This window comes from Rhodovarius lipocyclicus (assembly GCF_009900765.1).
Taxonomy (GTDB): domain Bacteria; phylum Pseudomonadota; class Alphaproteobacteria; order Acetobacterales; family Acetobacteraceae; genus Rhodovarius; species Rhodovarius lipocyclicus.
Genome location: NZ_JAAABL010000014.1, coordinates 23,372 through 42,536 on the forward strand (window position 1 = coordinate 23,372; position 19,165 = coordinate 42,536).

A 19,165-nucleotide genomic window follows, 5' to 3' on the forward strand; every position below is an offset into this window, starting at 1 on the left:
CCATTGATTTTTATCATGAAAACGGCGCCCCGCCTGCCAAGGTAAGGCGCCAATAATTGGGTTCCAAGGGCCTTTCGGCCTTTGGCGGGGATGCAAGGGGCAGGGCCCCTTGCTGGGGGGGTCAGGGGGCGAAGCCCCCCCTTACACCGCCCAGCCCGGCAGGAACTGGCGTAGCTTCTCGCGCACCGGCTCCAGCGCCAGGGCGCCCGTGCCCAGCAGTGCCTGCACCACGGCCAGCACCACCAGCAGCAGCGGGTATTCCCACCCGCCGCGCGGGGCGGAGAAGGACCAGCCATTGCCCGCATGCTGCCAGAAGGCGCCGATCAGGATCGGCAGCAGCAGCACGGAGACCGGGCGCACCATCACGCCCAGGATCAGCGCGATGCCCGCCGCCGTCTCGGCGAAGGCCACCACGGCGCCCAGCGCCGGCGGGTAACCGATGCGCTCGAAATAGCCCATCGTGCCGGCCAGGCCGAAGGTCATGATCTTCAGATACAGGCCATGCGCCAGCATGGTGACGCCCAGGGAAAGACGCAGCAGCAGCGTGCCACAGGCAACGGAGGAGGGCATGCGGGGGGTCCGGTCAGAATGACAAGCCGTTCATATAGAACGGCATGCACCAACCCTTCCAACTCGCCCGGTGAACGATCATTATCACCCGGATGAATGATGCGGGGGCCGCATGAGCGGGCTGGATGGGCTCGACCTCAACCTGCTGCGGGTGTTCGACGCGGTGGCGCGCGAACGCCATGTCACGCGCGCGGCCCGGCGGCTGCGGCTGTCCCAGCCCGCCGTCTCCAACGCGCTGGCGCGGCTGCGCGTGGCGCTGAACGACGAGCTGTTCCTGCGCAGCCCGGGCGGGGTGGAGCCCACGGCCCTCGCCCTCAGCCTGATGGGCCCGGTGGCGGAGGCGCTGGACCGGCTGGAGGAAACCCTGGTCGCCACCGCGCCCTTCGACCCCGCCACGGCGCGGCGCGTCTTCACCATCGCCATGTCCGAATACGCCGAAACCGTGCTGGCCCCGGCCCTGCTGGAGGCGATGATGCGCGAGGCGCCGGGCTGCATGCTCGCCATTTCCCACGCGGACCGCACCAACGCCTTCGCCCTGCTGGAATCGAGCGTGGCGCAGATGGCCGTCGGCGTGCTGCCGGAGCCCACCGCGCTGTATACCAAGCTGCGCCTGCTGCCGGAGGCTTTCATGGTGCTGATGCGTCCCGACCACCCGCTGGCCCAGGGCGAACTCACGCTGGAACGCTATGTCTCGGTGCCGCATCTGCTGCATTCGCCCAATGGCTCCCGCGATGGCGCGCTGGACGCGCCGCTGCGGGAGGCCGGGCACCCCCGCCGGCTGGGCGCGGTGGTGGCGCATCTGTCCGCGGTGCCGGAGATCCTGAAGCGCACGGACATGATCATGACCTGCTCCGCCCGGCTGGCGCAGCTGCTGGCGGAGGCCCATGGCCTGGTCTGCCGCCCGCCGCCGATCGAAACCCATCACACCCGCCTGTCCCTGATCTTCCATCGTCGCTTCGAGGCCGACCGCGGCCATGCCTGGCTGCGCCGGATGATCCTGGCGCTCGCGCGGGAGACACCGGAGGCCGAGGCCCCCCATGCTTGACCTCCCTGTTGGGCAAGGCTTGATACCGTGATGCGTGTGATCGGCCTGGCGGGATGGAGCGGGGCGGGCAAGACGACCCTGCTCAAGGGGTTGATCCCCGAATTGCGGCGGCGCGGCCTCAGCGTCTCCACCATCAAGCACGCGCATCATGCCTTCGACGTGGATGTGCCCGGCAAGGACAGCTATGAGCACCGCGCGGCGGGCGCCGAACAGGTGCTGGTGAGTTCCGCCAACCGCTGGGCGCTGATGACCGAGCTGCGCGGCGCGCCCGAACCCCCGCTGGCCGAACTGTTGGGCCGGCTGAACCCGGTGGATCTGGTGATCATCGAGGGCTTCAAGCGTGACAGCCACCCCAAGATCGAGGTGCACCGCGCCGCCAACGGCAAGCCCTGGCTGCATCCGGAGGACCCGCGCATCCTGGCCGTCGCCTCCGATGTCGCGCCGCCGGGCCTGCCGCACGCGGATATCGACGACATCGCCGCCGTGGCCGATCTGGTGCTGCGCCTGGCGGAGCCGGTCTGATGGCCCAGCTTTCCGATGATTGCTTCGCCTTCGGCGGCCAACTGCTGTCGGTGGACGCGGCGGCGGCGCTGATCGCCGAACGCATCCCGCCCATCGAGGGGCTGGAGCGCGTGGCGCTGGCCCAAGCCCATGGCCGGGTGCTGGCGGGCGGGCTGGTGGCGCGCACGCCGCTGCCGCCCTTCTTCAATTCGGCGGTGGATGGCTATGCCTTCGCGCATGCCAGCCTGGGGGCGGAGGCCACGCGCCTGCCGCTGGCCGGGCGCCTCGCGGCCGGGGATGCGGCCCGCCCGCTGCCCCCGGGCACCGCCATGCGCGTGCTGACCGGCGCGCCGATGCCCGAGGGCGCGGACACCGTGATGATGCAGGAGGACGCGGTGCTGGAAGGCGACGCCCTGCTGCTGCCCCCCGGCCTGAAGCGCGGCGCCAATTGCCGCCCCGCCGGCGAGGACGTGCCCCAGGGCGCCGAGGCCCTGCCCGCCGGCGCGCTGCTGACCGCGCCCGAAATCGGCCTGGCCGCCGCGCTGGGCTTCGCCGTGCTGGACTGCCGCCGCCCGGTGCGCGTCGGCGTGTTCTCCACCGGCAATGAGCTGGCGAGCCCCGGCCAGCCGCTCGGCCCCGCCCAGACCTATGACAGCAACCGCTTCACGCTGATGGCGATGCTGGCGCGGCTGCCGGTGGTGGTGACCGACCTCGGCATATTGCCCGACCGCGAGGACGCGACCCGCGCCGCCCTGGCCGCCGCCGCGTGCGACCACGATGTGCTGATCACCTCGGGCGGGGTGTCCGCCGGCGAGGAGGACCATGTCCGCGCCGCGATCGAGAGCTTCGGCAGCCTGGTGTTCTGGCGCCTGGCGGTGAAGCCGGGGCGGCCGGCGGCGCTCGGCGTGGTGGGCGGCACCCCGGTGCTGGGCCTGCCGGGCAATCCGGTGGCGGCCGTGGTGTGCTTCCTGCATCTGGCGCGGCCACTGATCCTGCGGCTGGCGGGGGCCATCGAGCAGCCGCTGCCGCGCTTCCCGGTGCCCGCGGGCTTCCACCACAGGAAAAAGGCCGGCCGGCGCGAATACCTGCGCGTGCGGATCGAACCCGGCCCCGTCGCCCAGCGGTTCGAGCGCGAGGGGGCGGGGCTGCTGACCAGCCTCACGCAGTCCCATGCCTTCTGCGAACTGCCGGAGGAGATGACGCAGCTGGAACCCGGCACCTTGGTTCAGGTGCTGCCCTTCGCCGCGATTTTCTGACAGGCTGCGGGCAAACAGCCTGGAGGAACCCCGATGTCCGAATTCGTCACGCGCCATGTCGACAACGGCGTGATGCAGTTGCGCCTGAACCGCCCCGAGAAGAAGAACGCCCTGACCCTGGCCATGTATGAGGGGCTGGCCGAGGGCCTGCGCGCCGCCGCCGCCGACCCCGCCGTGCGGGTGGTGCTGCTGGGCGGCGGCGCGGATTTCACCGCCGGCAACGACCTGAAGGATTTCGCCGCCGCCGGCAGCCAGGAAAACCGCCCCGGCTCCGCCTTCGATTTCCTGCGGGAGATCCGGGTGTTCCCCAAGCCCGTGGTGGCCGCCGTGCGCGGCGTGGCGGTGGGTATCGGCACGACCATGCTGCTGCATTGCGACGTGGTGGTGGCCAGCGCCACCGCGCGCTTCCAGATCCCGTTCTCCCGCCTGGGCGTGACGCCGGAGGGCGGGTCCTCGATGCTGCTGGCGGGCCGGGTGGGCGATGCCCGGGCGCGCTGGCTGCTGATGGCGGGGGAGGCGTTCTCGGGCCGGCAGGCGGCGCTGTGGGGCCTGGCGCTGGAAGCGCCGGAGGATGACGAGGTGGAGGCCGTGGCGATGGAGCGCGCCCGCCTGCTGGCCGGCCTGCCGCCGAAAGCCCTGGCCGAGAGCAAGCGCCTGCTGCTGGAACCCCAGCGGGAGAAGCTGGCGGCGGTGATGGACGAGGAACGCGTGGTGTTCAGCAAGGCCCTGCGCAGCGAGGAAGCCCAGGCGGCCTTCCAGGCCTTCCTCAGCCGCGCGAAGGGTTAGATCGTCACCCGGTCGGAGGAAGCGTCAGGCCCTAGCGCGGCAGCCGCACCCGGGCGCGCAGCCCGCCCATCGGGCTGCGTTCCAGCAGGATATCCCCGCCATGGCCGCGCACCACATCCCGCGCGATGGCCAGCCCCAGCCCGGTGCCGGTCGCGGAGCCGCTGGCGAAGGGCTTGAAGGCGCTCTCGCGCTCCGCTTCCGGGATGCCGGGGCCGTCATCGTCCACCAGCACCTCCACCCAGGCCTCGTCCTCCTGGGTGGACAGGCGCACGCGGCCCGCGTGGCGGCGGGCATTGTCCAGCAGGTTGCCGATGGCCCGGCGCAGCGCGCCTTCGCGCAGCGGCAGGCGCAGCGTCTCGGGCAGGTCGATGGCCAGCTCGCCGCCGCTGCGCCGCGCGCTCTCGGCCAGGTCGCGCAGCATGGGGATCAGGTCGGTCTCGCGCGGCTGCTCGATGCCCTCGCCGCGGGCGAAGGCCAGGTAGGTCTCCACCAGGCGCTCCATCTCCTCCGTGTCGTGCACCAGGGCCTCGACGTCTTCCTCGGTGTCCGGGGCGCGGGGCAGCATGGCCAGCGTCAGGCGCATGCGCGTCAGCGGGGTGCGCAGGTCGTGGCTGATGCCCGCCAGCATGTCCGTGCGCTGGGCCACGAAGCGGCGGATGTTCTCGCGCATCGTGTTGAAGGCGATGGCGGCCTGGCGCACCTCGGCCGCGCCCTCCGGCTTGATGGAGCCGCTGTCCCGCCCCTGGCCGAAGCTTTCGGCGGCTCCCGCCAGCCGGCGGATGGCGCGCACCTGGATGCGCATGAACAGCACGGCGATGAGCGCGAACAGCATCGCGCTGCCCACCAGCCAGATCATGAACAGGTACAGGGTGGAGCTGAACAACCGCTTGCGCGGTGCCTCCACATGCAGCACGCCGCTGGGCAGCTGCACGCGGATCACGATGTTCTGCGGGTCCGACTGCCAGTCGGCGTCGAAGGGCAGGGCGACGAGGCGGGAGAGCGCCTCATGCAGATCCTCCTCCAGCGGCAGCAGGGCGTTCCAGGCCGGGCGCTGCGGCACCGGGCCCAGCTGCGCCCCGGGCTCATAGGCGGCCGACAGGCCGAGCCGCCAGGTCGCCTCCCGCAGGACCATGCCGTGCATCTCGTCCGGCGTGCGGGTGATAAGCTGGGCGACCATCCCGATCTCCCCGGCCAGGGAGGCCGAGAGCCGGCGGGAGATCACGTCCAGATGCCCGCCATAGAAGGCGGTCAGCGCCACCACCTGCACCACCAGCAGCGGGCCGAGGATGATGATGACGGCGCGCGCCAGCAGCCCCTTGGGCAGCAGCCGCCGCAGCCTGCCGCGCCGGATGGCGCAGGCGCTGGGCTCCTCGGCCTCGGCCAGCGGCGGCAGGGCGGCGGTCTTCAAGGCCCGGGCCTCAGCACATAGCCCTTGTGGCGGATGGTGTGCAGGAATCGCGGCTCCCGCGGGTCGGGCTCGATCTTGCGGCGCAGGCGCGTCACCTGCACGTCCACCGCGCGCTCCCCGGCATCGGGCGTGCCCAGCGCCTCGGCGATCGCCTCGCGGCTCAGCACCTCGCCCGGGTGGGCGGCCAGCGCGCCCAGCAGGGCCGCCTCGCCGCCGGTCAGGCGCTGGGTGCCGTCGGGGCCGCGCAACTCGCTGCGGTCGGGGTCGAACCAGCGCTGGCCCAGCTGCACCGGGCCCTGGGGCGGCGGCACGGCATTGGGCGCGGGGACCGCGCGGCGCAGGATGGTGCGGATGCGGTGCGACAATTCGCGCGGGTCGAAGGGCTTGGCCAGGTAGTCGTCGGCGCCGGATTCGAAACCCGCCACGCGCTCATCCGGCGCGCCGCGCGCGGTCAGCATCAGCACCGGCACCTCATTGCGGCGGGCGCGCAGGTCGGCGACCAGTTCCAGGCCCGTCTCGCCCGGCATCATCACATCCAGCACCAGCATGTCGAAGGCCACGGCCTTCAGCGCCGCCCGGGCCTCGACCGCATCGCCCGCCACGGTCACGCGGAAGCCGGCCTCGGTCAGGAAGCGTTGCAGCAGGGAGCGCAGGCGCGCGTCGTCATCCACCACCAGCAGATGCGGCTGATCGGTCACGGCTGGCAGCCCTTCTCCAACTGGTCGATCCATCCATTGGCCTCGGCGCCCATCAGCCCGCGCATGACGCGGCGGAAGCCCTCGACCGCCTGCGGCCCGGCCTCACGGTAGGCGCGCATGACCACCTCCCGCTGGCATTCGAACAGGCGGCGCTCGAAGGCCTGGCCCTTTTCCGTCAGGGAGAGCAGGCGCTGGCGCTTGTCCTGCCGGCCGGGGTTCTGCAGCACATAGCCGTCCTCGATCAGCGGCTGCAGCACCCGGCCCAGCGACTGCTTGGTGATCGCCAGGATCGACAGTAGCTCTCCCACCGTGATGCCCGGCCGCCGGCCGACATAGTGCAGCACGCGGTGATGGGCGCGGCCCATGCCGAGTTCCGCCAGGATCTGGTCGGGCCCGGCCGTGAAATCCCGATAGCCGAAGAACAGCAGGTCCTGGGCCAGGCGCAGCTCCGCCTCCCGCAGGAACAGCAGGTCGCGCGTGGTGGCCGCCCCGCCCAGCCCCTGGCGCGCCGCGTCCGGGCGCGTGGCATCCGGGCGCGCCGATTCGGGCATGGCTGCCATGCCGGGGGATTTGGTCAGCATTGTTGACGCTTCTCCATGGGATGTTTTAAAACCCCCTCAGTAAACGACATAAAATTGCGCGAACGACTGGTATTTTGAACTTACCGTAGAAACCCAAGCCTGACCCACAAGGCTCACACCGCAGAGAGGACACCATAACATGGCCCTGATCCCTTACGACGCCGCGCTTTCTTTCGATAATCGTGAAGGCTTCATCTGGCTGGACGGCGCCCTGGTGCCCTGGCGGGATGCGAAGCTGCATGTTCTGACGCATGGCCTGCATTATGCCAGCGCCGTGTTCGAAGGCGAACGCTGCTATGCGGGCCATGTGTTCCGCCTGCGCGACCATACGGACCGCCTCCATGCCTCCGCCCGCATCCTGGGCTTCGAGATCCCCTACACCGCCGAGGCGATCGACGCGGCCTGCATCGAGACGCTGAAGGCGAACAACCTGACCGAGGCCTATCTGCGCCCCATCGCCTGGCGCGGCAGCGAGGAGATGGGCGTGGGCGCGCGCGCCACCAAGACCCATCTGGCGATCGCCGTGTGGGAATGGGGCGCCTATTTCGGGGTGGAGCAGCGCATGAAGGGCGTGCGGCTGGCACTGTCCGCCTGGAAGCGCCCGGCGCCCGATACGGCGCCCACCGCCTCCAAGGCCTCCGGCCTGTACATGATCGGCACCATGTCCAAGCACGCGGCACAGGATGCGGGCTTCGACGACGCCTTCATGCTGGACCACAAGGGCGACCTGGCCGAGGCCACCGGCGCCAACGCCTTCTTCGTGATCGACGGCGCGATCCACACGCCCAAACCCACCTGCTTCCTGGACGGCATCACCCGGCGCAGCGTGATGGCGCTGGCCCGCCGCCGCCAGATGGTGGTGCATGAGCGCGTGATGCCCGCGACCGACCTGGCCCGCGCCTCCGAAGTGTTCCTGGCCGGCACCGCCGCCGAAGTGACACCCGTCGCCTGCATCGCGGAGCACGCCTACACCCCCGGCGCCATCACCCGCACACTGATGGAGGATTACGACCGGCTGGTGCGGATGCCGCCGGCGGAAGTGGCGAAGATCGTGGGGTGAGGGGGGGAGCCCCCACCAGGGGGCGCTGCCCCCTGGACCCCCGCCAGGACCGTGCTCGGTCCTGGACCTAGAGCAGTTGGGCGCTGATCCTGGGAAGGTGTTTCCCATTGATTTTTATCATGAAAACGGCGCCCCGCCTGCCAAGGTAAGGCGCCAATCTGATGGGTTCCAAGGGCCATTCGGCCTTTGGCGGGGATGCAAGGGGCAGGGCCCCTTGCTGGGGGTCCGGGGGCGAAGCCCCTGGGGCCTGCCGCCGCGCCCGATATCTGACATAAGGAAACCCATGCCTGCGTCCAGGAAAGCCGGGCCGCGCCCACTGGGCCCCGCCCCCACGGAATCCTCCCTGCGGGAGGCCGCGCTGCGCCATCTCTCGCGGTTTTCCGCGACCGAGGCCGGGCTGCGCCGCGTGCTGACCAACAAGGTGCGCCGCTGGGCCGCGCTGGCCGCCGCCGAGGGCCGGGACCCCGCCGAACCCGTCGCCCGTGCCCTGGCCGCCATTCCCGCCATTGTCGCCGCCATGGTGGGGTCCGGGGCGGTGAATGACACGGCCTTCGCCGAGGCCCGGGCGCGGCGCCTGCTGCGCAGCGGGCGGTCCCGCCGCGCCGCTGCCGCGCATCTGGCCGCCAAGGGCATCGCGCCCGAGACCGCCAGCGCCGCCCTGGATGAGGCGCCGGCAGAGCGCGACGCCGCACTCGCCCTGTGCAAGCGCCGCCGCATCGGCCCCTTCGGCCCGCCCGAACCCGCGCCCGAGCTGCGGATGAAATGGCTGGCCGTGCTGGCCCGCGCGGGCTTCGCGCGCGACATCGCCGAGGCCGCGCTGCGTTGCGACCCCGAGGAAGCCGCGGACCGGCTGTTGGCGCTGAAGCAATGACCGCGCCCGTCACCTTCACCTGGGCGGGGTTCCGCGCCGGAATGCGCCTGGTGGCGCCGGCCCTGCCCAGCTTCGTGCCCTTCGGCCTGGTGGTGGGGTTGCAGGCGGCGGGGCAGGGGCTCTCGGCGCTGGAGGTCATGCTGATGAGCCTGTTCGTCTTCGCCGGCACCTCGCAGCTGGTGGGGCTGGGGGCCTGGGGCTGGCCGGTGCCGATGCTGGCCGTGACGCTGGCGGCCATGGTGGTGAACCTGCGCATGGCGCCGATGAGCGCCGCCCTGTCGCCCATGTTCAACGGGCTGCATGGCTGGCGGCTGTGGGCCAGCCTGTTCACCGTGACGGACCATTCCTTCGCCATGTCGGTGAACGAGATGCGCCAGGGCAACCGCGACGCCGCCGTGCTGCTGGGCATGGGCATCCCCACCTGGCTGTGGTGGACCAGCTGCGTCACGCTCGGCCATGCGCTGGCGGGGGTGATGACCATCTCGCCCACCCATCCGCTGATCTTCGCGGGGCTGGCCACCATGGCGGCGCTGACCGTCACGCTGTGGCGGGGCCGGGCCGACCTGCTGCCCTGGGGCGTGGCGGGGGCGGTGGGCGTGGCGCTGAGCCAGGCGGGGCTGGCCACGCCCTGGCCGGTGCTGGCCGGGGCCGTGGCGGGCAGCGCCGTGGGCGCCGTGCGGGACATGCGCCGCCCATGACCGAGCCCAGCCTTTTCACCCTGCGGCCGGAGGTGTTGCTGGCCATCCTGGGCATGGCGGCGGCGACCTATGCCTGCCGCGCCGGGGGCTATGCGGTGCTGCGCGGGCGGCGGCCGCCGCGCTTCGTGCAGGCTATGCTGCAGCACCTGCCGGGCTGCATCTTCGTGGCCTTCATCCTGCCCGGGGTTGTGGCGCAGGGGCCGCTGCACCTGGCGGGGGCGGCGGCGGCCGTGCTGTGCATGGCGCTGACGCGCATGCTCACGCTGTCCATCATCGTGGGGGTGGGCGTGGTGTGGGGGCTGGTGGCCATTCTCGGCTAGGTGGGCAGCACGGCTTCCAGCACCCGGGCGCAATTGCCGCCCATCACCTTCTTCACGCCTTCCGCGTCCATGCCGGTTTCCAGCAGGGCCTGGGCCAGATCGGGCGTCGCGTCGTAATTCTCGAAGGCGCCGCGCCCCAGCAGGCCGCGCATGTCGCTGCCGATGCCCACATGGTCGATACCGATCGCGTCCACCATGCGGGCCATGCTCTCGGCATAGCGGCGCGGCGTGGGGTCGCTGCCGACCAGCGGCCAGATGCCCACCACGCCGCCGGTCCGGGCCACCACCCGCGCGTGCTCGGCCGTGATCAGCCGGCTGTAGGGGCGCGGCTGGCTGGACAGCGCGGTGTGCGACAGCACGATGGGCTTGCCGCTGATCTCCGCCGCGCGGCGCACCATGGGCAGGGTGGCGTGGGCCAGATCCACCACGATGCCCAGGCGGTTGCAGGCGCGCACCACCTCGGCGCCGAAATCGGTCAGGCCATTGTGCACCGGGTTCACGGTCTGGATGTCGCCCAGCTCATTCACCCGGTAATGCGTCAGTTGCAGGTGGCGCAGGCGCTGCTCGCGAAAGGCCCAGTCCAGCCGGTCGATCTGGCCTTCCATGAAATCCCCGCCTTCGGAGGCCACGACCACGGCGGGCGGCGCGCCGGGACGCTTGGCGCGCGCCAGCCCCGCGCGGCTGGTCACGATCTCCAGCCGCTCCTGCGCGATCAGCCGGTGCAGGCGGGCGAAGGCCGCCTGGCCATGGGCCCACAGCTCCCCGGGGTCCGGTGTGCGATAAGGCTGGATGTAGCGGTCCACCACCCGCGTCGCCGGGCTGTCGGGCACGATGGCCAGCGCGGCCAGCCCCATGCCGCCCTCTCGCATGGGGGCCGCGACGGGGATGAAGGGGCGGTCGGGTTCGCTGCGGGAATGGATGGCGCGGCCGGCATGGCTGTGCAGATCCATCGCCACGGCGGTGCCCAGCAGCGCGCGCCCGGCACCCGGGGCCACCTGCGCCCGCGCGGGGCGCGGGGCGGCGCATAACAGGGGTGAGGCCGCGAGCACCGCGCGCCGGTTGATCCCCCCCCCTTGTCATCCACGGCCCGCCGGTGGCGATGGCCACGACCCGCGCGGCCTCGATCCGCCAGCGCCAGGGGGCGCCGGCGGGCAGGTTGCGCCAGGTGCCGGTCACGCGCAGGGCGCGGCCAACGGGTGCGGCACCGCTGGGCAGCACCTCCACCGTGGTCTCCGGTTCGGGCCGGCAGCCGATGCAGCAGGCGGCCTCCGGCACCAGCAGCAGGGGGCCGGGGGCGGGGAATGCCTCGCCCTCCAGCGTTACCTGCTCGCCATCCGCGGGCCGTGCGCGGCCGCGCAGCAATGCGTTCCAGTCCAGTGCCATGATGCGGGTGCCCCCGGTGTCAGGGCCGGAACCCTAACACCGGCCCCCGCCTGGGCGCGAGGCGCCTCAGCCCGATGTCGGCATGATGAACTGCACGGGGGCGGCGGGCTTGGGCTTGGTGGCCAGCACGATGCCGTGCTCGTCGCAGTAGCGCTTCACCCGCAGGTTCAGCTCCCGCGCCACGGCCCAGCGTTTGGCCGGCTCCGTCTTGATGCGCGCGCGCAGGATCACGCCGCTGTCCACCAGCTTGTCCACGCCCATCACCTCGATGGGCGCCATGATATAGGGGCCGAACACCTCGTCCTTGCGCATGTCGCTGCCGACCTGCTTCAGCGCCTCGGACACGCGCTCCACGTCCTCGTCATAGTCCACGCCCAGGTCGAGCACGGCATAGCCGTAGTCGCGCGTCTGGTTGGTCACGGTGGTCACGGCGCTGAAGGGCACGATGTGGATGGACCCGTCCAGCGCCCGCAGCCGGATGGAGCGGATGGACAGCTGCTCCACCGTGCCGGACAGCCCGCCGAGCGTGACCGTATCGCCCACCGCCACCGCGTCCTCGAACAGCAGGAAGATGCCGGTGATCACGTCGCGCACCAATGTCTGCGAACCGAAACCGACGGCCAGACCGATGACACCGGCACCGGCCAGCAGGGGGGCCACGTTCACCCCGATCTCCGACAGGATGGACAAGCCCGCCGAGACCAGCACCACCACCGCGAAGGCCGTGCGCAGCATGGGCAGCAGCGTGCGCACCCGGGCGGAGCGCGCGGTGGCCGCATTGGCCGAGAGCTTGACCAGGTGGCGCTGGATGGCGGTGTTCGCCGCCTCCCACACCGTCAGCGCCACCGTCAGCGTCAGCAGCACGGAGATGGCGGAGGACAGCAGCCGCGCCCCGAACCGCCCCTGCCCGAACCAGGAGAAGGCGCCGAGGCCCCAGATCTCCATCAGGATGATCAGGGTGGCGAACATGATGCTGATGCCGATGAAGCCCTTCAGCGCGGGCAGGTAGCGGTTGGCCCGTGCCTCCAGCCCCGGATAGCGGCGGGCCAGGTCGGGGCTGATGCGGAAGGCGCGCGCCAGCAGGCGGCGCGCGCCCTCATCCAGCCCCTTCGCCGCCGAGACGACGAGCAGGGTGAAGAAGCTGGCGCGCAGCAGGCGCTCGAACCCGTGCTCGATGTTCAGCGCCCAGCCGCCCCACAGGGCGATGACCCACAGGATGACCAGGATGTGCCAGACATCGGCCAGCCGGTCGCGCGTGGTGCGCAGCAGGCGGCGGGCGCGGTCCGGGGTGTCGGTTTCGCGCAGGGGCGGGGCGGCCAGGAACTGCGCCACCGCCAGCTTGTTCTGCAGCACGATGATGACGACGAAGACCGAGACGATCAGCAGCCCCGCGCGGAACATGCCGGTCTGCACGCCGCGCGGCAGGCCCAGCAGCAGGCCGAATTCGCTGGCGGCATAGGCCACGACCGTGACCAGCGCGATGCGCCGCAGCCAGACGGTGGCATAGGCCGCCGTCTCGTCCGCGCAGCGCAGCAGGCGCAGGTGGTTGGAGGCCGGGCTGAACACCAGCCGCACCACCACCATGACACCGCGCGCATACAGATAGGCGCGCGCCACCGTCCACATCACCACCCGCTGCGAAGGCCAGCCCGGCAGCAGGGAGATGGCGATCTTGGCCACCACGCCGAAGGCCACGACGGGGATCAGGTCCAGCAGCAGCCGGATGCCGATATAGGGCAGGCGGCGCAGCACGGCGTGGCGGACGTGCTCGGGCGGGGTGGCGGCGTCCAGCCGGTCGGTCCAGCCGCGCAGCAGGCGGGTGGCCAGCGTCTCGGCCGCGATGCCGGCGCCGAACACCAGCAGCAGCTTCCAGCCCAGCTCCAGGATGCGGGCGCGGACGGAGGCATCGGTCAGCGCGTCGCTGAACCACAGCAGCAGGGCCGGCAGGTCGGCGGCGGCCTTGATGGTGTCGATCACCCGGCCCACCGCGTCGCCCAGCCGGGCGCTGAGGAAGCCCAGCGGGTCGGTGGCCTCGGGTTCAGCGGCGGCGGGGGCGGGCGCCGGGGCGGGCGCGGGGGCCGCCCCGGGGGCAGCCCCAGGGGCAGCCACGGGCGGTGCGACGGGGGCGGGGGGCACGGGCTGGCCGCGGGCGGCGGCCATCGCCTCCAGCATGCGGATCAGCTCGGCGCGCTTCGCGTCATCGCGCAGGGTGGCGATGGTGCCCGCGATCTCGGCATTGCTGGGGCCGGCCGCTGGCACTGGCGCGGGCGCTGGCGCGGCCAGCGCGGCGGCGGGCTGTGGCGCCGGATGGGCGCGCCCGGCCTGGCCCTGGGCGATGGCCGGGGCGGCCCCCAGCAGCAGAAGCAGCAGCGGAATGACGAATTTCATAGGCAATGCACTTCCTTCCGGCTGGCCCTGGGGTCAAGCCGTGATCGCATGGTGGCCCCGGCGGGCCGGTATATGCGGGGCTTCATGCGCGCAGTTCTGGGCAGTCCTGTGGCAGAACCGGCCGGGGCATCATTCCCATTCCAACGCGGCGGCATGGCGCAGGATCGCCTCCGCCCCCGCCGAGAAGCCCGCATCCTGGTGCAGCACCAGCCCGGGCAGCACCGCATCCGGCCCCCGCCCGCCCTTGATGGCGTGCAGCAGCACGCGCTTGGCGGCCACCCCCTGGCGCGGCCACAGCGGCAGCAGCCGCACCGTGCCGAAGCCCGATGCCCGCAGGGCGGCCATCGCCTCCGCCACGCGCTGGGCCGGCAGCACCAGCGTGGCGCCGCCCCGGTGCCGCAGCCCGCGCGCCATGGCCTGGGTCCAGTCGGCCAGGCTGGCCTCGCCCTCATGCGCGGCGCTGCGGCGCAGCGCGTGCGGAGACGCCGTGCCCCGCGCCCAATAGGGCGGGTTGGCGAAGGCCTGGCGGAAGCGGGGCTCGATGGGGGCGCGGATGTCGGCGTGCTCCACCACGGCGTCCAGCCCGGCGGCCTCGGCGTTGCGGCGGGCCAGCGGCACCAGCGCGGCGTCGCCCTCCAGCGCATGCACCGCCAGGCCAGGCACCCGCGCGGCCAGGCACAGGAAGGCGGCGCCGGTGCCGCAGCCCAGCTCCAGCACCGCATCGCCGGGGCGCGCGGGCACAGCGGCGGCCAGCAGCACCGCGTCGATCGCGGCGCGCAAGCCCCCCGCCGGCTGCAGCAGGCGCACGCGCCCTCCCAACAAACCATCCTGGGTGTAGAACGTTGAATGCGTGTCCGTCACAATTCCTCACGGTTCAGGCGCGCCAGTGTAACAAGCAACACCCAGTATAATCCCGTGAGCAAAACCCAAGGGAGTCTCGCCGTGACATACCGTTCCAGTCTTCGATACCCGCTGGCCCTGGCCGCGATGCTGCTGGCGGTGCCGGCCTTCGCCCAGGCCCCCGCCGCCCCTCCCGCAGGGGCCCCGGGCGCTCCGGGTGCCCCCGCCGAGCGCGGCCGCATGGCCGAGCGCATGTTCCAGGCGCTGGATACCAACCGCGATGGCCGCGTGACCTTCGAGGAGATCTGGGCCCAGACCCAGGCCCGCTTCTCGGCGGCCGACGCGAACCATGACGGCTATCTGACGCCGGAGGAATTCCGCGCCATGCGTCCGCGCCCGCCCCGCCGCGAAGGCGCCGAACGCCCGGTGCCCGAGCACATGCAGCGCTTCATCGACGCGCGCTTCCGCGCCGCCGACGCCAACCGCGATGGCCGCGTGACGCTGGAGGAGCTGCGCCCCGGCGCCGAGGCCCGCTTCCGCGCCATGGATGCGAACGGCGACGGCGCCATCACGCCGGACGAGCTGCCCCGCCACCCGCCGCGCGGCCCGCATCACCACCGCCATGGTGGCCCGGGCGGCGAGGGCCCGGCAGGGGCGCCCCCGGCGCGCTGAAGCCCGCATCTCATGAAGGCGTGATGCTGCGCCGCACAGCTATTGTGCGGCGCAGCGCGCGCATTTCTTGACCCCCCGTCGGCGCGGCGCCCAGCATGGCCCCCTGGCACGCACAACGGAGGATATCGCCATGATCGGTTCCATCCTGAAGCAGAAGGGCGGGCAGGTGATCGCCGTGGCGCCGAACGACCAGGTGGCGTCCATCACCCGCACCCTGGCGCAGCACCGCATCGGTGCGGTGCTGGTGCTGGAGCGCGACGGCAGCGTCTCCGGCATCGTCAGCGAGCGCGACATCGTGCGCGCCCTGGCCGGCGGCGGAGAAGCCACCCTGCGCATGAGCGCGGGCCAGTTGATGACCCGCGTGCTGCACACTGTCACCCCGGAAACCACGGTGCAGGATGCCCTGCGCGTGATGACCGACCGCCGCATCCGCCACCTGCCGGTGCTGGAACGCGACGGCAGGCTGGTGGGCATGGTCTCCATCGGGGACCTGGTGAAGGAACGCATCGCCGATGCCGAGCGCGAGGCGGCGGACCTGAAAGCCTATGTCAGCAACGCCGGCTGACGGCTGCTTGAGCCACCTCAAGGCCGCGTGAGCCGCCCGGTGCTTACATCCGGGCAGCCAACGGCTTCGAGGAGGCACCCAGTTCATGAACCACAAGCACCGCAAGATCCTGCACGCGGTCTTCGCCCACCCCATGCCGCACAACATCGACCCCAAGGGGCTGAACCATGTGCTGGAGGCGCTGGGCGGCGAGGTCGAGACCGCCGGCAAGGGCGGGCTGACCGTGCGCCTCAACGGCCACCAGGGCACCTTCCATTTCGGGGAGCACGACGTGCCGGGGGCGGAGGTGGTCCGGCTGCGCCGGCTGATCGAGGAGGCCGGAATCGAACCGGCCCGCGACTATCCGCTCTGAACGATATTAAAGTTTGGCAAGAAGGCCGGCGCTCGCGCCGGCCTTTTTTGTTGTGCCGCCTGGGCATGGCCTGAGCGTTGTGCCCGATTGCGCGCCAGCGGCAGGGCTGCGCCCCCTGTGGCCCCCCCGCAGGCCGGGCTTGCCATGGGCGGCCGATACGCCCGATCCTCTGTCACAATCCTGCAGGGAGCAGTTTCATGGACATGACCCGTCGCGCCGCGCTCGTCGCCGGCGCTTCCGTCGCCGGCGCCGCCGGCACCGCGGCCGCCCAGGCCCGTTGGCAGATCGCCTGCGCCTATCCGGACAACAACTACTTCACGCGCAACCTGCGCCAGTTCGCCACCGAGGTGGAACAGGCGACCGGCGGGCGCGTCGGCTCTCAGCTGCACACCAATGGCAGCCTGCTGCCGATGCCGCAGATCAAGCGCGGCGTGCAGCAGGGCCAGGTGCAGATCGGCGAGATCCTGCTCAGCGCCTATGGCAATGAGGACCCGTTCTTCGAGCTGGACGGCATCCCGCAGCTGGCCCGCAGCTATGACGACGCCAAGCGCTTGGCCCAGCTGACGCGCGGCTTCATCGAGGAGCGCTTCAACCGCCAGGGCCTGTCCCTGCTGTACCTGTCGCCCTGGCCGCCGTCGGGCTTCTACACCAACACGCCGCTGACCAGCCTCGAAGGGCTGCGCGGCACGCGCTTCCGCACCTACAACGCGATGACCAACCGCTTCGCCACGCTGATCGGCGCGGTGCCCACCCTGGTGCAGTCCGCCGAAGTGCCGCAGGCCTTCGCCACCGGCGTGGTGAACGCCATGGTGACCAGCGCCACCACCGGCGTGGACAGCAGCGCCTGGGACTATTGCCGCATCTTCACGCCCGTGGGCTTCACCTACACGAAGAACGCGGTCTTCGTGAACCGCCGCGCCTTCCAGGCGCTGTCCGCTGCCGACCAGGCCGCGATCCGCGCTGCGGCCGCCGCCGCCGAAACCCGCGGCTGGGCGCTGTCCGAGGAAGCCAAGACCAGCCAGGAAGCCATCCTGGCCCAGCACGGCATGACGGTCGCCACCGCCACCCCGCAGCTGCTGGCCGACATGGACCGCGTGAGCGAGGCCCTGGTCACCGAATGGCTGGCCAAGGCCGGTGAGGAAGGCCAGCGCGTCATCAACGCCTATCGGGCGCGTACCTGATCATGGCACTGCGGCGGGCGCTGGATGCGCTGTACTGGTGCAGCGCGGCGCTCGCCGCGTTGTGCCTGCTCGGTATCTTTTTCATCATGATCGCGCAGATGCTGCTGCGGCAGTTCAACATCCCCATCCTGGGGGCTGATGACGTCACGGCATTCCTCTGCGTCGGCAGCGCCTTCTTCGCGCTGGCCTATACGTTCCGCCGCGGTGAACTGATCCGGGTTGGGCTGCTGATCGAAAAGCTCTCCCCCAAGGCCCGCCAAGCGATGGAGGCCGTGGTGCTGGCCCTGGCCGCCGTCCTGACGGCCTACATCACCTACTGGTGCGCCAACGATGTGATGTTCAGCTACGAGATCGACGACATGGCGCAGGGCAGCATCGCCTTCCAGCTGTGGATCCCGAAGCTGGCCATGCCGCTCGGTGCCGGCATCATGCTGATCGCCGTGCTCGACGAGCTGGTGCGCGTGCTGCGCGGCCAGAAACCCAGCTATCAGGTCGCAGCGGAAGACCGTGCCGCACGCGGCGATTTCTCGGCGGAGGTCTGAGACCATGGACCTCATCACGATGTCCCTTTTCCTGCTGTTCGTGCTCTGCCTTCTGCTGGGCAGCGGGTTGTGGATCGCCCTCTCGCTCGCCGGCGCGGGCTGGATGGCCATGACGCTGGTGAACCCCAACCCCGGCCTGTTCCTGGCCAGCGCCTATTGGGAAAGCACCGGCTCCTGGACGCTCGCGGCGCTACCGATGTTCGTGTGGATGGGTGAGATCCTGTTCCGCACCAAGCTGTCCGAGGAACTGTTCAACGGCCTGGCCCCCTGGGTGCGGCGCATCCCCGGCCGGCTGCTGCATGTGAACATCCTGGCCTGCGGCATCTTCGGCTCCGTCTCCGGCTCCTCGGCGGCCACCTGCGCCACCGTCAGCCGCATCGCGCTGCCGGAACTGCGCAAGCGCGGCTATGACGACAGCATCTCGATCGGCAGTCTGGCCACGGCCGGCACGCTCGGCATTATGATCCCGCCCTCCATCATCATGGTGGTCTACGCGGTGGCGGCCGAGGTCTCGATCGTGCGTGTCTTCATCGCGGGCTGCCTGCCGGGCTTGCTCGTGATGATCCTGTTCAGCGGCTACATCGCCATCTGGGCCAAGCTGAACCCGGACAAGCAGCCCCCGCAGGACCCGCCGATGTCCTTCATGGCCAAGATGAAGCAGTCGGCCCAGCTGATCCCCTGCGCCATCCTGATCGTGGTCGTCATCGGCTCCATGTTCGTGGGCTGGGCGACGGCGACGGAAGCCGCGGCCTTCGGCGTGCTGGGCAGCCTGGTGCTGGCGGCGGTCACCCGCACCCTCACCTGGGCCAGCTTCTTCGAGAGCCTGGCGGCGGCCACCCGCCTGTCCTGCATGATCCTGTTCATCCTGGCCGGCGCCGCCTTCCTGACCAAGGCGATGGCGCTGACCGGCATCCCCGCCGCCCTGGCCCAGGCCGTGGCCGAGGCGGGCCTCGGCCCCTACTCGATCATCGCCATCCTGACGCTGGTCTACGTGGTGCTGGGCGCGGCCCTCGACGGCGTGTCGATGATCGTGCTCACCACCTCCGTCGTCGTGCCCATCGTGCAGCACGCGGGCTTCGACCTGGTGTGGTTCGGCATCTTCATCGTGCTGCTGGTGGAAATCGCGGAAATCACCCCGCCGCTCGGCTTCAACCTGTTCGTCATGCAAACCATGACCGGCAAGGAACAAACCGAAGTGGCCTGGGCCTCCATGCCGTTCTTCCTGATGCTGGTGCTGACCGTGGTGCTGATCACCATCTTCCCCGTCGCCCTGGTGACTGGACTGCCGGAATGGCTGCTGGCGCGCTGAACGGGTAGGGCGCCGCGGGGAAGGGCTCTGCCCCCCCCCGCACCCCCACCCGCCAAGGGCCGCGAGGCCCTTGGAACCCGGCCTTTTTCAACTAACTGATGGGGGTCCAGGGGCCACTGGCTCCTGGCGGGGGGAGCGC

Annotated in this window: 22 protein-coding genes; 15 read left to right on the forward strand and 7 right to left on the reverse strand. The window is 71.3% G+C overall.

The window, feature by feature from the left end:
- Positions 1 to 141: 141 nt before the first annotated feature.
- Positions 142 to 570, reverse strand: coding sequence for a DoxX family protein (locus GT007_RS11695; protein WP_160121795.1), 429 nt, complete (start codon positions 568 to 570; stop codon positions 142 to 144).
- Positions 571 to 682: 112 nt separating this feature from the next.
- Between GT007_RS11695 and GT007_RS11700 the strand changes: the two genes are divergently transcribed.
- From GT007_RS11700 to GT007_RS11715, 4 genes are read left to right on the forward strand one after another with little or no spacing between them, the layout of a single operon-like run.
- Positions 683 to 1,615, forward strand: coding sequence for a LysR family transcriptional regulator (locus GT007_RS11700; RefSeq protein ID WP_160121796.1), 933 nt, complete (start codon positions 683 to 685; stop codon positions 1,613 to 1,615).
- A 30-nt stretch (positions 1,616 to 1,645) separates the two neighbouring features.
- The gene (gene mobB, locus GT007_RS11705) at positions 1,646 to 2,137 is read left to right on the forward strand and encodes a molybdopterin-guanine dinucleotide biosynthesis protein B (RefSeq protein ID WP_160121838.1); all 492 of its coding nucleotides are present in this window, start codon (positions 1,646 to 1,648) and stop codon (positions 2,135 to 2,137) included.
- Positions 2,137 to 3,372: a molybdopterin molybdotransferase MoeA gene (locus tag GT007_RS11710; RefSeq protein ID WP_160121797.1), complete on the forward strand. Its 1,236-nt coding sequence runs from the start codon at positions 2,137 to 2,139 to the stop codon at positions 3,370 to 3,372. Before mobB ends, GT007_RS11710 begins: the two co-directional genes overlap by 1 nt.
- Before the next feature lie 33 nt (positions 3,373 to 3,405).
- Positions 3,406 to 4,158 carry an enoyl-CoA hydratase-related protein gene (locus GT007_RS11715; protein ID WP_160121798.1) on the forward strand — a complete coding sequence of 251 codons (753 nt, stop codon included), beginning with the start codon at positions 3,406 to 3,408 and terminating at the stop codon, positions 4,156 to 4,158.
- Positions 4,159 to 4,189: 31 nt separating this feature from the next.
- On the opposite strand, the gene GT007_RS11720 is transcribed toward GT007_RS11715, so the two are convergent.
- From GT007_RS11720 to GT007_RS11730, 3 genes are read right to left on the reverse strand one after another with little or no spacing between them, the layout of a single operon-like run.
- Complete coding sequence (locus GT007_RS11720; protein WP_236571623.1) at positions 4,190 to 5,566, reverse strand: ATP-binding protein; 1,377 nt, start codon at positions 5,564 to 5,566, stop codon at positions 4,190 to 4,192.
- Positions 5,563 to 6,297, reverse strand: coding sequence for a response regulator transcription factor (locus GT007_RS11725; RefSeq protein WP_201451893.1), 735 nt, complete (start codon positions 6,295 to 6,297; stop codon positions 5,563 to 5,565). Before GT007_RS11725 ends, GT007_RS11720 begins: the two co-directional genes overlap by 4 nt.
- Positions 6,261 to 6,845, reverse strand: a complete 585-nt coding sequence (locus tag GT007_RS11730; RefSeq protein ID WP_236571624.1) for a MarR family winged helix-turn-helix transcriptional regulator — start codon at positions 6,843 to 6,845, stop codon at positions 6,261 to 6,263. The genes GT007_RS11725 and GT007_RS11730 overlap by 37 nt, the downstream gene beginning before the upstream one ends.
- A gap of 139 nt (positions 6,846 to 6,984) precedes the next feature.
- Here GT007_RS11730 and GT007_RS11735 point away from each other — a divergent pair, with 139 nt between their 5' ends.
- The 4 genes from GT007_RS11735 to GT007_RS11750 all read left to right on the forward strand — a co-directional run bounded on the left by GT007_RS11735 (position 6,985) and on the right by GT007_RS11750 (position 9,794).
- Entirely contained in the window at positions 6,985 to 7,905 is a 921-nt protein-coding gene (locus GT007_RS11735) for a branched-chain amino acid aminotransferase (protein ID WP_160121800.1), read from the forward strand.
- A 283-nt stretch (positions 7,906 to 8,188) separates the two neighbouring features.
- On the forward strand, positions 8,189 to 8,776 hold the full coding sequence (locus tag GT007_RS11740) for a regulatory protein RecX (RefSeq protein ID WP_160121801.1): 588 nt from the start codon (positions 8,189 to 8,191) through the stop codon (positions 8,774 to 8,776).
- On the forward strand, positions 8,773 to 9,474 hold the full coding sequence (locus GT007_RS11745) for an AzlC family ABC transporter permease (protein WP_160121802.1): 702 nt from the start codon (positions 8,773 to 8,775) through the stop codon (positions 9,472 to 9,474). The genes GT007_RS11740 and GT007_RS11745 overlap by 4 nt, the downstream gene beginning before the upstream one ends.
- On the forward strand, positions 9,471 to 9,794 hold the full coding sequence (locus tag GT007_RS11750) for an AzlD family protein (protein WP_236571625.1): 324 nt from the start codon (positions 9,471 to 9,473) through the stop codon (positions 9,792 to 9,794). Before GT007_RS11745 ends, GT007_RS11750 begins: the two co-directional genes overlap by 4 nt.
- Here the strand turns inward: GT007_RS11750 and GT007_RS11755 are convergent.
- Entirely contained in the window at positions 9,791 to 10,789 is a 999-nt protein-coding gene (locus tag GT007_RS11755; RefSeq protein WP_201451894.1) for a dipeptidase, read from the reverse strand. The genes GT007_RS11750 and GT007_RS11755 overlap by 4 nt on opposite strands.
- 104 nt (positions 10,790 to 10,893) lie before the next feature.
- On the opposite strand from GT007_RS11755, the gene GT007_RS11760 reads away from it, so the two are divergent.
- Positions 10,894 to 11,214 (forward strand): hypothetical protein, encoded by a 321-nt coding sequence (locus tag GT007_RS11760; RefSeq protein ID WP_160121803.1) that lies wholly within the window; start codon positions 10,894 to 10,896, stop codon positions 11,212 to 11,214.
- 29 nt (positions 11,215 to 11,243) lie between these two features.
- Here the strand turns inward: GT007_RS11760 and GT007_RS11765 are convergent, their stop codons facing one another.
- Together GT007_RS11765 and GT007_RS11770 are read right to left on the reverse strand one after the other, a co-directional pair.
- Positions 11,244 to 13,565: a mechanosensitive ion channel domain-containing protein gene (locus GT007_RS11765; RefSeq protein WP_160121804.1), complete on the reverse strand. Its 2,322-nt coding sequence runs from the start codon at positions 13,563 to 13,565 to the stop codon at positions 11,244 to 11,246.
- A 129-nt stretch (positions 13,566 to 13,694) separates the two neighbouring features.
- Positions 13,695 to 14,372 (reverse strand): tRNA1(Val) (adenine(37)-N6)-methyltransferase, encoded by a 678-nt coding sequence (locus GT007_RS11770; protein WP_236571626.1) that lies wholly within the window; start codon positions 14,370 to 14,372, stop codon positions 13,695 to 13,697.
- A gap of 135 nt (positions 14,373 to 14,507) precedes the next feature.
- On the opposite strand from GT007_RS11770, the gene GT007_RS11775 reads away from it, so the two are divergent.
- The 6 genes from GT007_RS11775 (at position 14,508) to GT007_RS11800 (ending at position 19,026) form a co-directional block, all read left to right on the forward strand.
- A complete protein-coding gene (locus GT007_RS11775) occupies positions 14,508 to 15,077 on the forward strand; it encodes an EF-hand domain-containing protein (RefSeq protein WP_160121806.1) in 570 nt (189 codons plus the stop codon).
- A gap of 130 nt (positions 15,078 to 15,207) precedes the next feature.
- On the forward strand, positions 15,208 to 15,642 hold the full coding sequence (locus GT007_RS11780; RefSeq protein WP_160121807.1) for a CBS domain-containing protein: 435 nt from the start codon (positions 15,208 to 15,210) through the stop codon (positions 15,640 to 15,642).
- Positions 15,643 to 15,727: 85 nt separating this feature from the next.
- Positions 15,728 to 15,994 carry a hypothetical protein gene (locus GT007_RS11785; RefSeq protein ID WP_160121808.1) on the forward strand — a complete coding sequence of 89 codons (267 nt, stop codon included), beginning with the start codon at positions 15,728 to 15,730 and terminating at the stop codon, positions 15,992 to 15,994.
- Positions 15,995 to 16,191: 197 nt separating this feature from the next.
- Entirely contained in the window at positions 16,192 to 17,175 is a 984-nt protein-coding gene (locus GT007_RS11790) for a TRAP transporter substrate-binding protein (RefSeq protein WP_160121809.1), read from the forward strand.
- A gap of 2 nt (positions 17,176 to 17,177) precedes the next feature.
- Complete coding sequence (locus GT007_RS11795; RefSeq protein ID WP_160121810.1) at positions 17,178 to 17,717, forward strand: TRAP transporter small permease; 540 nt, start codon at positions 17,178 to 17,180, stop codon at positions 17,715 to 17,717.
- 19 nt (positions 17,718 to 17,736) lie between these two features.
- Positions 17,737 to 19,026: a TRAP transporter large permease gene (locus tag GT007_RS11800; protein ID WP_236571627.1), complete on the forward strand. Its 1,290-nt coding sequence runs from the start codon at positions 17,737 to 17,739 to the stop codon at positions 19,024 to 19,026.
- The last annotated feature ends 139 nt before the right edge of the window (positions 19,027 to 19,165 follow it).